The following is a 13,051-nucleotide window of genomic DNA, read 5'->3' on the forward strand; positions in this document are numbered from 1 at the left end:
CGGCCCGCGACGTCTAGCAAGCCTCGCGCGGGCCGCGCGTCAGCCGCGAGGCAAGCCCAGCCCCTGCTGAGCGACGATATTGCGGTGAATCTCCGAGGTGCCCCCGGCGATGGTGCCGGAGAAGCTCCGGGCATGCCTCTCGAACCAGCTGGCGAAGTAGCTGTCGAGGTTCATCGGCGCATACGGTCCCGAATTCGCAGGGTGCACAAGGCCGTCGGCCCCGGCCGCATCCAGCGCGTGACCGGAGGCGAACATCTCGGCCTCGGAGCCGAGCAGCTTGAGCACCGACAGAGCGGCGACGTCCTCCTCACCGCGCGCCGCGCGGGCCAGCGCTGCGGACCCCAGCAGGCGCAGCGCCTGATAGTCCATGACCGCCGTGGCGAACCGGTCACGTTCGAGCGCGCCCTCGGGATGGAAGTCGGCGATGATGTTGTCCAACCGGTCGGCGAAACCGAGCCACATCATGGTGCGTTCGTGGCCCAGGGATCCATTGGCCACCCGCCAGCCACCGTGCAGCGGTCCGACCAGGTTCTCCGCCGGCACCCGCACATCGGTGAAGAAGACCTCGTTGAAGTCTTCGTCGTCGATTCCGCAGATGGTGGGGAACGGACGACGCACCACGCCCGGGGTGTTTGTCGGGATCACCAGCACGCTGATGCCCTTGTGTTTGGGCGCGTCGGGATCGGTACGGACGAACGTCAACAGCACATCGGCGTCGTGAGCGCCCGAGGTCCACACCTTCTGGCCGTTGACGATGAAATCGTCACCGTCACGGTCCGCCCTGGTCCGCAAGGACGCCAGGTCCGAGCCTGCGCTCGGCTCGCTCATGCCCAGTGAGGCGGTGATCTCAGCGCGCAGAATCGGCACCGCCCAGCGATGCTTCTGCTCAGCACTGCCAAACGAAAGCAGAGACGCCGCAATGATATTCACACCCTGTGGATTGAAGCTGTGATAGATGCGGCGCCGGCACAGCTCCTCCAGATGCACGAACTGCTGCAGCAGGGTGGCGTTGCGGCCACCGAACTCCGGCGAATTGCCGGGCAACAACCAACCGTTGTCGAACAGCAATCGCTGCCATTGGCGGGCCCATTGCGGCATGTGTGACACCGAACGTGGCCGCTCCAGTGTGTCGGCCTCGGGGGGCAGGTTGGCGTCGAGGAAGGCCGCGAACTCGGCGCGGAATTCCTCGACCTCGGGATCAAATGCGAGCTGCAAGATATTCCTCGGCGATCGCGGCCCGGTGCTGCGCGGCACCACCCAGCATCAGCTCCCCCGCTTTGGCCCGCTTGAGCGCGAACTGCAGGTCGTTCTCCCAGGTGAATCCCATCGCACCGAACAGCTGCAGCCCGTGCCGGAAGACCACCGACTGGCATTCCCCAGCGGCGGCCTTGGCCATGGCGGACGCCATCCGGCGCCGCGGGTCATCGACGGCGATCGTCAGCGCGGCGAAATAGGCCAGCGCCCGGGCGCGTTCGATCGCCACGTGCATGTCCGCGGCCTTGTGCTGGACAGCCTGGAACGACCCGATCGGGACCCCGAACTGCTGCCGACTGCGGACATGCTCCAACGCCAGATCGAGGATGCGCTGGCAGGCGCCGACCATCGTCATCGCCATACCGCTGAGCGCGACGTGGCGGGCCCGCTCGGCATCGACCCGGATCCGGGCGCTGTCGGGAACCTCGACTCCGGCGAAAGAGACGTCGCTCAGGTGCAACGTCGGGTCGAAGACGGCCGCCTTGCGGGTCGTCACCGCGCCAGCGTCCACGATGAAGACCCCCGCCGCGGTGACCACCGCCAGCCGATCGGCGCGATCGCCGTCCAGCACCTGTAGTGCGGTTCCGTTCAACACCCAGCCGCCGGCGTTGCGATGCGCGCTCACCCCGCTGAAAACTGCTGCACCAGTGGACCCGTCCGGGTTGTGCCGCTCACCGACCAGCGGAGCGAACTGGGTCATGGTCGCCAGGAAAGGCGTGGGGTCGGTGGCGCGGCCCAGCTCTTCGAGGACGATCGCCAGCTCTACCGCGGTCTCCGGTTCGTGCAGTTCGGTCCAGCCCAGGTCCACGTAGACCTTCCAGAGGGAGTCGATCAGGGGCTCAGCCGCCCCGTCCGTCTCGCCCACTGCTCCTTCTATGACCCTGCGCACCAGCGAGGGCGAACACTGCTTGCCCACCACATCGCGTACCGTGCCCTGCCACAGTCGCTGATCTTCGTCGAACTCCAAGAGCATTGCAGCCACCTCTCCCAAACGCCGATCGAGAATAACATTCTCGCAAACGGATGTAACGATCTCGGCTTGAGATTCCTTGTCACCGCTGCACAACGTGCCGTTGATCAGGCCGCGGCGTGGCCGCTGGCCCTCGGCTCTCGCCCGCCAGAATGAGAATCTAGTTCTTGCGTGCAAAGAATACAGCTATACAATGGTTTCACCGGGGGGTCGGGCGGCACGGTGACTGCACCACAGTGCCCGGCGGGCGGTAGGACGAAGGGCGGCGTTGATGATCGAACACCCGGACGGCACCCGCACGCCCGTCATCGACGCCAGTGTGCACATCTTTGCGGCGTCCAACTCCGACCTACGCAGCTTCATGCGGGAGCCGTTCAAGAGCCGTGGCTTTCCCGACTACGAGATGGACTGGTACGGCGCGCCGGGCGGAGAGTACGCGCCCGGCACCGACGGTCCGCAGCGCCAATACCCGGGGTCGGACCCCGAAGTGGTCGCCCGGCACCTGTTCACCGAACGCGGGGTTGACGTGGCGGTATTGCACCCGATGACGCGTGGAGTGATGCCGGACCGGCATCTGGGATCGGCGATCGCCGCGGCGCATAACGAGATCCTGGTGTCGCGCTGGCTGGATCACCCCGAGTACGGCGAGCGCTTCCGGGGCACCATCCGCGTCAACCCGGACGACATCGCCGGAGCGCTGCGCGAGATCGACCGGTGGTCCGGCCACCCCCGCGTTGTTCAGGTCGGCGTTCCGCTGCAATCCCGGGAGCTCTTCGGCAAGCCGCAGTTCTGGCCACTGTGGGAGGCGGCCATCGACGCCGGCCTGCCGGTCGTGGCGCATATCGAGGTGGGTTCGGGCATCTCCGCCTCACCGACGCCGTCCGGCGTTCCCCGCACCTACGAGCAGTACGTCAGCTTTATGGCGTGCAATTACCTGTACCACCTGATGAACATGATCGCCGAGGGCGTCTTCGAGCGGATGCCGGCGCTGAAGTTCGTGTGGGCCGACGGGGCCGCGGACCTGCTGACGCCGATCATCTGGCGGATGGACACCTTCGGCAGGCCACACCTGGAGCAGACGCCCTGGGCGCCGAAGATGCCGAGCGACTACCTGCCCGGCCACGTCTACTTCGTGCAGGGCGCCATGGATGGCCCCGGGGACACCGATTTCGCCGGTGAGTGGTTCGGCTTCACCGGCAAAGACGACATGGTGATGTACGGATCCAGCTACCCGCACTGGCAGCGCAACGAACTGACCGTTCCGCGTGCGCTCACCGCCGAACAGCGCGACAAGCTGTGCTGGCGCAACGCTGCTGGCCTCTACGGCATAGAAGTCCCTGCCGTACCAGCCGTCGCGGGCGCACACTAGAGAGCAGTAGGGACCAAGGGAGTTCACGATGACCGTGACAGCTACCGAGCGCAAGCCGGCCGCCGAGCGAATCGCCGTGCGGTGCGTGGATTCGGACGTTCACCCGGTGCCGCGACGCGGCGATCTGGTGCAGTATCTCCCCGAGCCCTGGCGCAGCAAGTACTTTCTGCCCCGTCGGGTCGGTGAACAGATCTACTACGACGCCCCGGACTATGCGCACGCCTACGCCATGCGAGTCGACGCGTTCCCGGCCGACGGCGAATTCCCCGGAAGCGACCCGGAGTTGGCGTTCAAGCAGCTGATCATGGAAGCGGGCGCCGACTACGCGATCCTCGAGCCCGCCGCTTACCCGGCCCGCTTTCCCGAAGCACAGCAGGCGATGTCGTCGGCACTCAACGACTGGCAGGCCAACCACTGGCTCGATGCCAAGAACAATTGGCACCAGCGCTGGCGCGGCTCGATCTGTGCCGCGATCGAGGACCCTGCCGGCGCCGTGGCCGAAATCGAGAAGTGGGCCGGCCACCCCTACATGGCGCAGATCCTGATCAAGGCCGAGCCGCGGCCCGCATGGGGCGACCCCAAGTACGACCCGATCTGGGCGGCGGCTACCAAGCACGACATCACCGTCAGCTGCCACCTGTCGCGCAGCCATCACGAAGAGCTGCCGATGCCGCCGGTGGGCATGCCCAGCTACAACCACGACTTCATGGTCACCTACTCACTGCTGGCGGCGAACCAAGTGATGAGCCTGGTGTTCGACGGTGTCTTCGACCGCCACCCGAACCTGCGCATCGTGCTCGTCGAGCATGCCTTCAGCTGGATCCTGCCGCTGATGTGGCGGATGGACGCCATCTACGAGGCGCGCAAGTCCTGGGTGGACATCAAGCGCAAGCCCAGCGAATACGTCAAGGACCACATCAAGTTCACCACCCAGCCGCTGGACTACCCCGAAGACAAGACCGAACTCACGCGGGCTCTGGAATGGATGGAGTGCGAGAAGATCCTGCTGTACTCCTCGGACTACCCACACTGGACCTTCGACGACCCGCGCTGGCTGGTCAAGCACCTGCCCAAGGCGGCCAGGGAAGCGGTGATGTTCAAAAACGGCTTACAGACCTACCACCTTCCCGACACGGTCCCGGCCCTCGAGGGACAGGTGCGGGTGTTCTAGATGAGCCAAGAAGAACAGCGGCCCCGGCTGGCTCAGGGCCGTGAACACGTTGTTGCCACAATCGATGAAATACCGCCCGGCACACACAAGCTCGTGCCGATCGGGCATCACGGCGTCGGGGTCTACAACATCAACGGGACGTTCTACGCGATCGCGAACTTCTGCCCGCACCAGGGCGGTCCACTGTGCTCGGGCCGGCTGCGTGGCCGCACCGTCGTCGACGAGGAGAGCCCCGGCGAGGCCACCATGGTCCGGGACCTCGAATACATCTACTGCCCCTGGCATCAATGGGGTTTCGAACTCGCCACCGGTACGACCGCGGTCAAACCGGAGTGGAGCATTCGCACCTACCCGGTGCGGGTAGTCGGTAACGACGTCCTCGTCCAGGCCTAACACACAGGAGTTTTCGGTGGCCTCAATCGAAGTCAACGCCGGCAACGTTGTCTACGAAATCCTCGGTACCTCCGGCGACCTGATCGTCCTGACACCCGGTGGCCGGTTCTCCAAGGAGATACCGGGGCTACGCCCCCTGGCCGAAGCACTGGTCGACGGCGGCTACCGGGTACTGCTGTGGGACCGCCCCAACTGCGGCGCCTCCGACGTGCAGTTCTACGGCCAGTCCGAATCGCACATGCGCGCCGAGACCCTGCACGGGCTGCTCACCGCCCTGGAGACCGGGCCCGTCATCCTGGCCGGCGGCTCAGGCGGGGCGCGGGACTCGATCCTGACCACCATGCTCTACCCAGAACTGGTAACCAAGCTGGCGCTGTGGAACATCGTGGGCGGCATCTACGGCACCTTCGTGCTCGGTTCCTACTACGTGGTGCCCAGCATCCTGGCTGCGCGCGGCGGCGGACCGGCGGCCTTGCTGGGGGTACGTGAGTGGCAAGAGCGGATCGAGGAGAACCCGAACAACAAGCAGCGACTGCTCGACTTGGACGGTGATGCGTTCCTCAAAGTGATGTTGCGCTGGCTCAATGCATTCGTCTCCAAGCCGGGCCAGACGATTCCCGGTGTCGATGACGAGATGTTCGATGCGATAACGGTTCCCACGCTGATCATCCGCGGCGGCGAGAACGACTGGGACCACCCCAAGCGCACCTCGCTGGAGGTCAACTGCCTGATCAAGGGATCCGAACTGATCGACCCGCCGTGGCCCGAAGACGCCTGGGAGCGGGCCGCAGAGGATCGCGCTTCCGGAAAAGTCAGTCACTTCAACATGTTCGACACCTGGGTGCAGGCTGCCCCGGCGATCCTGGAATTCCTGAGCCGCTGATGGACTCAGCAGGTGTGAATGTGGACCTCGCAGTTCAGCGACGCCTCCAGCGCGGTGTGGATGCGGCTTTCGCCAACCCGCTGAAGATCCTGCTCCGCCAAGGTCACGTGCACGACGTCCAGACCATCGGATCCCGGCGTCCGGACTATCTGGCCGGACAGTCCCAGCCCGGCCAGCACCCCGTGCACGTCGTCATCGGTTCCCCTACTCAGGTAGGTGACCACACCCGGCACCGGCATTGTGTCGAATGCATTGGCACACAGCCGCATACCGATATCGATGACATCTTTCTCGGCTCCGGTGATCAGCAGCCGTACGTGGCGCCGACCCACCGGCAAGGCCGCGATATCGGCATCGACTACGTCGACACCGGCCTGGCCCGCCAAGTCTCGCAGCGTTGCCATTCCCGCCGCCAGATGCTCGGGCATCAGCTTCCCGGCCGGGTCGACGTCGAGTCGCACCACCGCTGTTCTCACGTCCGCGAGCCTAGCCAAAAGAGGTGTCAATGACGACAACGGCAGCAACTCCGAAGGTCGGTGTAGCCACCTGGCCGGGCTGCGCACCACGGCTGCTGCGCGAGCAATCCGGCGTCGAGGACGCAGCGCAATACCTGGCGGGCGAGGGCTACCGGCCGCTGCCCGATCCCGAGGAGTTCCTGGCCGAAATTCAGCGCAGTGGATTGCTCGGCCGCGGTGGGGCGGCGTTTCCCCTTGCGGTGAAGCTGCGCTCGGTGCGCGACGCGGCCTTGCGCGGTCGCGACACCGTGGTCCTGGCCAACGGCGAAGAAGGTGAACCAGCCTCGGTCAAGGACCGCTGGCTGCTGCGCAACCGACCGCATCTGGTGCTCGACGGATTGCGGCTGGCCGCCGCGACGGTGGCGGCCCGCCGCGCTTACGTCTATGTCTCCGATCCCTCGGCGGCCCGCAATGTCGAGAACGCACTGGCCGAGGCCGGCCCGGAAATCCTTGGCGGGCTGCTGATCACGGTATACACTGTCGACGCGGGTTATGTGGCCGGCGAGGAGACCGCGGCGGTACGGGCCATCAACGGCGGCCCAGCCAAGCCGACCGACAAACCACCACGGCCGTACCAGCAGGGAATCCACCAGCGCCCGACCGTGGTCTCCAATGTCGAGACACTGGCGAACCTGCCCTATCTGCTGCGCCACGGCTCGGATACGTTCCGCACGCGCGGGACTGCCTTGTCGCCGGGCACCTTCCTGGCCACGGTCAGTGGCGGCGGGCGACCTCCCATGCTCTATGAGCTGCCGCACGGCGTCACGGTCGCCGAACTGCTGAGCGCGCACGGGATTCCCGCCGACCAGGTACGCGGTGTGCTGATGGGCGGCTACTTCGCCGGCCTGCTCAATCGGGATGCACTGGCGGCCACCCTCGACCACGAGTCGCTGCGTGCCGCCGGCAGCGGTCTGGGCTGTGGGGCGATCTCCGTGCTCACCGACGACTGCCCCGTCGCGGTGGCGGCCTCGGTGTTGGCGTATTTCGGCCGGGAGAATGCCGGGCAGTGCGGGTCATGCTTCAACGGCACCGTGGCGATGGCGGCGGTCGCCGAGGCGCTGCGGGACGGAGCCGCCACCGCCGAAGACGTGCAGCGACTGCAGCGCTGGGCCGGCGTGCTGCCCGGACGAGGTGCCTGCGGCACGCTGGACGGCGCCACCAACGTTGCGGCCAGCCTGCTGACCCGGTTCCCGGACTTGGTGGCCAGCCACCTCGACGGTGCCTGCGAGTCCTGCCGCGGCGGCGCATTTCGCGCCGAGCGTCCCTATGCGGTCGAGGAGGTGAGGGCATGAAGATCCGCCTGGACCGCACGCTGTGCGACGGGTTCGGCTTCTGCGCCAAGCACGCGCCCGGGTATTTCTCCCTGGACGACTGGGGTTATGCGTCCCTGACGGGCGATGGGACCGTGACCGAGGCCGACGAGCACGACGTCAAGCGTGCCTTGCTGGACTGCCCGGTCCACGCCATCATCGAGATCACCGAGGAGGACGACGCATGAGCGCGCCTGGGCGCCCCCTCCCCGCGGTCACCCCCGAGAACGAATTCTTTTGGACCGCCGGCGCTGACGGCGTGCTACGGCTGCAGGAATGCCGCGACTGTGCCTCGCTGATACATCCGCCACAGCCGGTATGCCGCTACTGCCGCAGCACGAACATGGGTGTGCGCGAGGTGTCCGGGCGGGCCACGCTTGCGGGGTTCACCGTCAACCACCGATTCAGCCTGCCCGGGCTGCCGGCTCCGTACGTGGTGGCCCAGGCCGCTATCAGCGAGGACCCGCGAATTCGGCTGACCACCAACATCATCGACTGCGAGCCGGAGCAACTCGAGCTCGGCCGGCAACTGGAAGTGGTGTTCGAACAGCACGAAGACGTATGGCTGCCGCTGTTCCGTCCGGTCAGCGACACCGGTGAAATCGCGCCCCTTCCCGACGACGAGATCGCCCCGCAGGACTTCGGGCGGCACGTCCGACCGATGGTCTCTGACCACAAGTTCGAAGACGCGGTCGCGATAACCGGCATCGGCATGTCCGACTTGGGCCGCCGGTTGATGAGACCCGCGCTTTCGCTGACTGTGCAGGCCTGTCAGCAGGCCATCGCCGATGCCGGGCTGAGCCTGGATGAGATCGACGGCCTGTCCACCTATCCCGGGCCCGGCATGCTGGGCCCATTCACCGAGGGCGGGGTGACGGCACTGGAGTCCGCGCTGGGTATCCGCCCGACGTGGCACAACGGCGGGATGGAGACCTTCGGCCCGGGCGGATCGGTGATCGCGGCCATGTTGGCGGTCGCCGGCGGCCTGGCACGCCACGTGCTGTGCTTCCGTACTCTGTGGGAGGCCACCCACAACGAGCTGATGAAGCAGGGCAAGATCCGGCCGCAGGGCGGGCGGACCACCAGCTGGCAGATGCCGTTCGGGGCCACCTCGGCCGCGCACACGCTGGCACAGAACGCCCAGCGGCACTTCCACCGCTACGGCACCAGCCGGGAAACCTTGGGCTGGATCGCGTTGAACCAGCGGGCCAATGCCCAGCTGAACCCGACCGCGATCTACCGCGACCCGATGAGCATGGACGACTATCTGTCCGCTCGGATGATCACCACGCCGTTCGGCCTCTACGACTGCGACGTCCCGTGCGATGGTGCGGTCGCGGTGATCGTGTCGGCCGTCGATGCGGCACGCGACCTGGCCAAGCCACCGATCCGAGTCGAGGCGGTCGGCACCCAGATCATCGAGCGCATCGACTGGGACCAGAGCACGCTGACCCACGAACCGCAGGTGCTGGGCCAGGCCGCGCATCTGTGGTCGCGGACGTCGTTGCGACCGGCGGATGTCGACGTCGCCGAACTCTACGACGGGTTCACCTTCAACTGCCTGTCTTGGATTGAGGCGCTGGGCTTTTGCGGCATCGGTGAGGCGACGAGCTTCCTGGACGGGGGCGTCAACATAGCGCGCGACGGGGTGCTGCCACTGAACACCCACGGCGGTCAGCTCTCGCACGGCCGCACACATGGGATGGGACTGATCCACGAAGCCGTCACCCAGTTGCGCGGTGAGGCCGGTGGCCGCCAGGTACCCGACGCCCGGGTCGCCGTGGCGAGTAGCGGTGGGCTGACGCCGAGCGGGGTCATATTGCTGCGGACCGACTCGTGAGGACCGGCTCATGAGCACCACGGTTCGCCCGCGGATGGTCAGCGCCGACGGGGTGCCGATGTCGGCGCTGGTCGCCGAGGTTCCCAATCCACATGCGGTGGTCATCGCGTTGCACGGCGGTGGAACCACGTCGATCTATTTCGACTGCCCCGGACAGCCCACGCTGTCGCTGTTGAGAAGCGGTGCGGCGCTGGGCTACACCGTGATCGCGCTGGATCGTCCGGGCTACGGCAGTTCGGCCCTGTATCCGGAGGCGATGACCGAGCCCGAGCAACGCGTCCGACTGGCCTACCTGGCCGTCGACCGGATCCTCGGTGACCGGGCGCGCGGCGCCGGACTGTTCCTGCTGGGTCACTCCAACGGTTGCGAGCTGGCGGTGCGGATGGCCGCGGCTGATCGCGGCGCGCAGCTGCTCGGCCTGGAACTGGCCGGAACTGGACTGCGCTACCAAGACGCCGCGCGCACCGCACTGGGCTCGGCCGGACCCGGCCAGCGGCCAACCGGCCTGCGCGAACTGCTCTGGGAGCCCGCCTCGCTGTATCCGGAGGCGGTGCTGCGCGGGATCACCAACGCATCGTCGGGCGCACCCTATGAAGCCGACATGGTCGCCAGTTGGCCGCGGCGGGACTTTCCGTCGCTGGCCGGACAGATTCGGGTGCCGGTGCGCTTCACCTTCGCCGAACACGAGAAGGTCTGGGAATCCGGCCCGGATGCGCAGCGCGAGATCCGCGACATCTTCGTCGCCGCCGACAGTTTCACGAGCAACCACCAGTCCGAGGCGGGCCACAATCTCAGCCTCGGCTTCAGCGCAGCGGAATATCACCGCTCGGTGCTGTCATTCGTCAATGATTGCGCGGCTGCTGTCGTCGCGCGGGACTCGGAGGTCAGCTGATGCGCGTCGGATTCATCGGTTTGGGCAGCCAGGGTGCGCCGATGGCGCGACGCATCGTCGAGGGCGGGTACGCCACCACATTGTGGGCGCGACGGGACGGCACGCTGGAGCCCTTCTCCGACACCGAGGCACGCATCGCCGACTCCCCCGCGAAGCTGGCCGGCCAGAGCGACCTGGTCTGCCTGTGCGTGGTCGGTGACGCCGACGTCGATGAAGTGGTCCGGGGAGACAACGGTGTGCTGGCCGGCTTGCAGCCCGGCGGGATCATCGCGATTCACAGCACGGTCCATCCCGACACCTGTCGCCGGTTGGCACAACACTGTGCCGAACAGCAGGTTTCGGTGATCGATGCTCCGGTGAGCGGTGGCGGTCCGGCCGCCGCGGCCGGCACGCTGCTGGTGATGGCCGGGGGCCAGGCCGACGTCGTGGAGCGCTGCCGGCCGGTCTTCGAGACCTATGCCGACCCGGTAGTGCACCTGGGCGATCTCGGCTCCGGCCAGGTGACCAAATTGCTCAACAATCTGCTGTTCACCGCCAACCTCGGGACGGCGGCCACCGCGTTGGCCCTGGGCAAGCAGTTGGGCGTCGCCACCGACCGGCTCGCCGAGGTGGTGTCACGGGGCAGCGCGAACAGCTTCGCGCTGAACAGCATCCGGGGTTCTGGCGGCACCCTGGACAGGCTGGCCGGCCTGGCAGGGTCCTTGCTGCAAAAGGATGTCCGGCTGGTGTCCGACCTGGCGCAGCGAGCTGGGGCGGATCCCGGCGCGGTGCTCGACGCCGCCGACGCGGCGCTGTCGCTGATGGACCACCCCCGGTGACGCCGGTGCGCGGCGCCCCCTTCCGAGTCGCTGCCGTTTGTCTTACAGTAGCGGTTATAGTCCACCGTCCCAGCGTCGGCTTCCCCTACCGTCCGGCGCCCTGAGGAGGTTCGATGACCAAGGCAGAAGTCGTCTTCGACCCGTTCTCCGAAGAGTATTACGACAACCCATTCGACATCTATCGGCGAATGCGCGAGGAAGCGCCCCTGTACTACAACGCCGAAGAGGATTTCTACGCCCTGACCCGCCACGAGGATGTGTCGGCGGCGTTCAAGGACTTCGAAACGTACTCGTCGGCTCGCGGCTGCGACCTCGCGATGGTGCGCTCCGGTGAGGCACCGCAGAAGATGATCATCTTCATGGACCCACCCGATCATCGGCACATGCGCAGCCTGCTCAACAAGGCCTTCACCCCGCGCGCGATCCAGGCCCAGCGCGACACCGTCATCGAGCAGGTCGAGCGGTTCCTGGGCAACGTCGACCCCGACGGTTTCGACGTGGTGCAGGACTTCTCCGGGCCGTTTCCGGTGGAGGTCATCACGCGGATGGCAGGGGTACCCGACGAGTACCGCCAGCAGGTACGGCACTGGATCGACACCTCGCTGCACCGCGAACCGGGACAGATCGAGATCAGCGAGGCCGGCATGCAGGCCACCATCGAGACCGCGACCTACTACTACGGCCTGATCCAGGAACGGCGCGTCGACCCGCAGGACGACATGATCAGCAGGCTGATCGCCGCCGAAATGCCCGGCGAGAACGGCCAGATGCGACGCCTCGACGATATCGAGATCACCGGCTTCGCCTCGCTGCTCGGGGCCGCCGGCGCGGAAACCGTCACCAAACTGGTCGGCAACGCCGCGGTGATCTTCGCCAGCCAGCCCGACCAGTGGCAAAAGCTGCTCGACGATCCCAGCAAGGTTCCCGCCGCGGTCGAGGAACTGCTGCGCTACGAGGGCCCGGTGCAGTACAACGTCCGCTACACCCTCAAGGAAGCCCACGTCGCCGGCGGCACCATTCCGGCCGGCAAGCCGGTGTTCCTGATCGCCGCGGCCGCCAACCGGGATCCCGAAGCCTTCACCGATCCCGACAGCTTCGACATCGACCGGGACCAGACGCAGGCGCAGCACCTCGGACTGGGGTATGGGATTCACAGCTGCCTGGGGGCGGCGCTGGCCCGGATGGAAAGCGTTATCGCCTTGGAACGACTGTTGGAATTCATGCCTCGCTACGAAGTGGATTGGTCTGGCCTGCAACGAGTTCACATGCAGAACGTCTCGGGATGGAAGAACGTCCCAGTCCGCGTGTTGCGTTAGGGGTGCCGATGTCGCGGCGACAGGTAGTGGTCGACTACGGGCTGTGCGAATCCAATGCGATCTGCATGGGCATCAACCCGGAGGTGTTTCACGTCGACGACGACGACAACCTCTTCATTCTCAAGCCCGACATCACCGCCGAGACCGAACGCGATGTCGCCGAGGCGGTCCGCCGCTGCCCACGTCAAGCGCTGGCGATCGTCGACGCCGCGGACTAGGCGGCCTCGCCGCGAGTGTGAATATGACGACGCGACACGCCGGTGTCCCGTCGTCATATTCACACTGGGCACGAGCTTTCCCGCCGCATAGCGGGCCCGGGA

At 66.6% G+C, this 13,051-nt stretch carries 13 protein-coding genes and 1 pseudogene; 11 read left to right on the forward strand and 3 right to left on the reverse strand.

Annotated features, from left to right (window positions below; genetic code table 11):
- Positions 1-39: 39 nt before the first annotated feature.
- Together ACJH71_RS10130 and ACJH71_RS10135 are read right to left on the reverse strand one after the other, a co-directional pair.
- Complete coding sequence (locus ACJH71_RS10130) at positions 40-1,215, reverse strand: acyl-CoA dehydrogenase family protein (protein ID WP_406757872.1); 1,176 nt, start codon at positions 1,213-1,215, stop codon at positions 40-42.
- Positions 1,199-2,227: an acyl-CoA dehydrogenase family protein gene (locus ACJH71_RS10135; RefSeq protein WP_406757932.1), complete on the reverse strand. Its 1,029-nt coding sequence runs from the start codon at positions 2,225-2,227 to the stop codon at positions 1,199-1,201. The genes ACJH71_RS10130 and ACJH71_RS10135 overlap by 17 nt, the downstream gene beginning before the upstream one ends.
- 268 nt (positions 2,228-2,495) lie before the next feature.
- Here ACJH71_RS10135 and ACJH71_RS10140 point away from each other — a divergent pair, with 268 nt between their 5' ends.
- From ACJH71_RS10140 to ACJH71_RS10155, 4 genes are read left to right on the forward strand one after another with little or no spacing between them, the layout of a single operon-like run.
- Entirely contained in the window at positions 2,496-3,593 is a 1,098-nt protein-coding gene (locus ACJH71_RS10140) for an amidohydrolase family protein (protein WP_406757873.1), read from the forward strand.
- Positions 3,594-3,621: 28 nt separating this feature from the next.
- Positions 3,622-4,764, forward strand: a complete 1,143-nt coding sequence (locus ACJH71_RS10145; protein WP_406757874.1) for an amidohydrolase family protein — start codon at positions 3,622-3,624, stop codon at positions 4,762-4,764.
- Positions 4,765-5,157, forward strand: coding sequence for a Rieske (2Fe-2S) protein (locus tag ACJH71_RS10150; protein ID WP_406757875.1), 393 nt, complete (start codon positions 4,765-4,767; stop codon positions 5,155-5,157).
- A 16-nt stretch (positions 5,158-5,173) separates the two neighbouring features.
- Positions 5,174-6,040: an alpha/beta fold hydrolase gene (locus tag ACJH71_RS10155; protein WP_406757876.1), complete on the forward strand. Its 867-nt coding sequence runs from the start codon at positions 5,174-5,176 to the stop codon at positions 6,038-6,040.
- A 5-nt stretch (positions 6,041-6,045) separates the two neighbouring features.
- On the opposite strand, the gene ACJH71_RS10160 is transcribed toward ACJH71_RS10155, so the two are convergent.
- Positions 6,046-6,516, reverse strand: a complete 471-nt coding sequence (locus tag ACJH71_RS10160; RefSeq protein WP_406757877.1) for a hypothetical protein — start codon at positions 6,514-6,516, stop codon at positions 6,046-6,048.
- Positions 6,517-6,545: 29 nt separating this feature from the next.
- On the opposite strand from ACJH71_RS10160, the gene ACJH71_RS10165 reads away from it, so the two are divergent.
- The 7 genes and pseudogenes from ACJH71_RS10165 to ACJH71_RS10195 all read left to right on the forward strand — a co-directional run bounded on the left by ACJH71_RS10165 (position 6,546) and on the right by ACJH71_RS10195 (position 12,949).
- The gene (locus ACJH71_RS10165) at positions 6,546-7,847 is read left to right on the forward strand and encodes an NADH-ubiquinone oxidoreductase-F iron-sulfur binding region domain-containing protein (RefSeq protein WP_406757878.1); all 1,302 of its coding nucleotides are present in this window, start codon (positions 6,546-6,548) and stop codon (positions 7,845-7,847) included.
- Positions 7,844-8,038: pseudogene (locus tag ACJH71_RS10170) on the forward strand (ferredoxin); the annotation flags it as partial. The gene ACJH71_RS10165 and the pseudogene ACJH71_RS10170, both read left to right, overlap by 4 nt.
- An 11-nt stretch (positions 8,039-8,049) precedes the next feature.
- Positions 8,050-9,705, forward strand: coding sequence for a thiolase C-terminal domain-containing protein (locus tag ACJH71_RS10175; RefSeq protein ID WP_406757879.1), 1,656 nt, complete (start codon positions 8,050-8,052; stop codon positions 9,703-9,705).
- Between the two features lie 10 nt (positions 9,706-9,715).
- Positions 9,716-10,597: an alpha/beta hydrolase gene (locus ACJH71_RS10180; protein ID WP_406757880.1), complete on the forward strand. Its 882-nt coding sequence runs from the start codon at positions 9,716-9,718 to the stop codon at positions 10,595-10,597.
- A complete protein-coding gene (locus ACJH71_RS10185) occupies positions 10,597-11,415 on the forward strand; it encodes an NAD(P)-dependent oxidoreductase (protein ID WP_406757881.1) in 819 nt (272 codons plus the stop codon). The genes ACJH71_RS10180 and ACJH71_RS10185 overlap by 1 nt, the downstream gene beginning before the upstream one ends.
- A gap of 113 nt (positions 11,416-11,528) precedes the next feature.
- Positions 11,529-12,731 (forward strand): cytochrome P450, encoded by a 1,203-nt coding sequence (locus tag ACJH71_RS10190; protein ID WP_406757882.1) that lies wholly within the window; start codon positions 11,529-11,531, stop codon positions 12,729-12,731.
- Between the two features lie 8 nt (positions 12,732-12,739).
- The gene (locus ACJH71_RS10195) at positions 12,740-12,949 is read left to right on the forward strand and encodes a ferredoxin (RefSeq protein ID WP_406757883.1); all 210 of its coding nucleotides are present in this window, start codon (positions 12,740-12,742) and stop codon (positions 12,947-12,949) included.
- The last annotated feature ends 102 nt before the right edge of the window (positions 12,950-13,051 follow it).

Origin of the sequence: Mycobacterium sp. SMC-15, assembly GCF_045310925.1 — a bacterium.
Taxonomy (GTDB): domain Bacteria; phylum Actinomycetota; class Actinomycetes; order Mycobacteriales; family Mycobacteriaceae; genus Mycobacterium.

Bases quoted from the DNA above. Each gene is read 5' to 3' on its own strand.
- ACJH71_RS10185 (WP_406757881.1), top strand. From the start codon at position 10,597: ATGCGCGTCGGATTCATCGGTTTGGGCAGCCAGGGTGCGCCGATGGCG.
- ACJH71_RS10190 (WP_406757882.1), top strand. From the start codon at position 11,529: ATGACCAAGGCAGAAGTCGTCTTCGACCCGTTCTCCGAAGAGTATTAC.
- ACJH71_RS10135 (WP_406757932.1), bottom strand. From the start codon at position 2,227: ATGCTCTTGGAGTTCGACGAAGATCAGCGACTGTGGCAGGGCACGGTA.
- ACJH71_RS10140 (WP_406757873.1), top strand. From the start codon at position 2,496: ATGATCGAACACCCGGACGGCACCCGCACGCCCGTCATCGACGCCAGT.
- ACJH71_RS10180 (WP_406757880.1), top strand. From the start codon at position 9,716: ATGAGCACCACGGTTCGCCCGCGGATGGTCAGCGCCGACGGGGTGCCG.
- ACJH71_RS10195 (WP_406757883.1), top strand. From the start codon at position 12,740: ATGTCGCGGCGACAGGTAGTGGTCGACTACGGGCTGTGCGAATCCAAT.
- ACJH71_RS10150 (WP_406757875.1), top strand. From the start codon at position 4,765: ATGAGCCAAGAAGAACAGCGGCCCCGGCTGGCTCAGGGCCGTGAACAC.
- ACJH71_RS10175 (WP_406757879.1), top strand. From the start codon at position 8,050: ATGAGCGCGCCTGGGCGCCCCCTCCCCGCGGTCACCCCCGAGAACGAA.
- ACJH71_RS10165 (WP_406757878.1), top strand. From the start codon at position 6,546: ATGACGACAACGGCAGCAACTCCGAAGGTCGGTGTAGCCACCTGGCCG.
- ACJH71_RS10145 (WP_406757874.1), top strand. From the start codon at position 3,622: ATGACCGTGACAGCTACCGAGCGCAAGCCGGCCGCCGAGCGAATCGCC.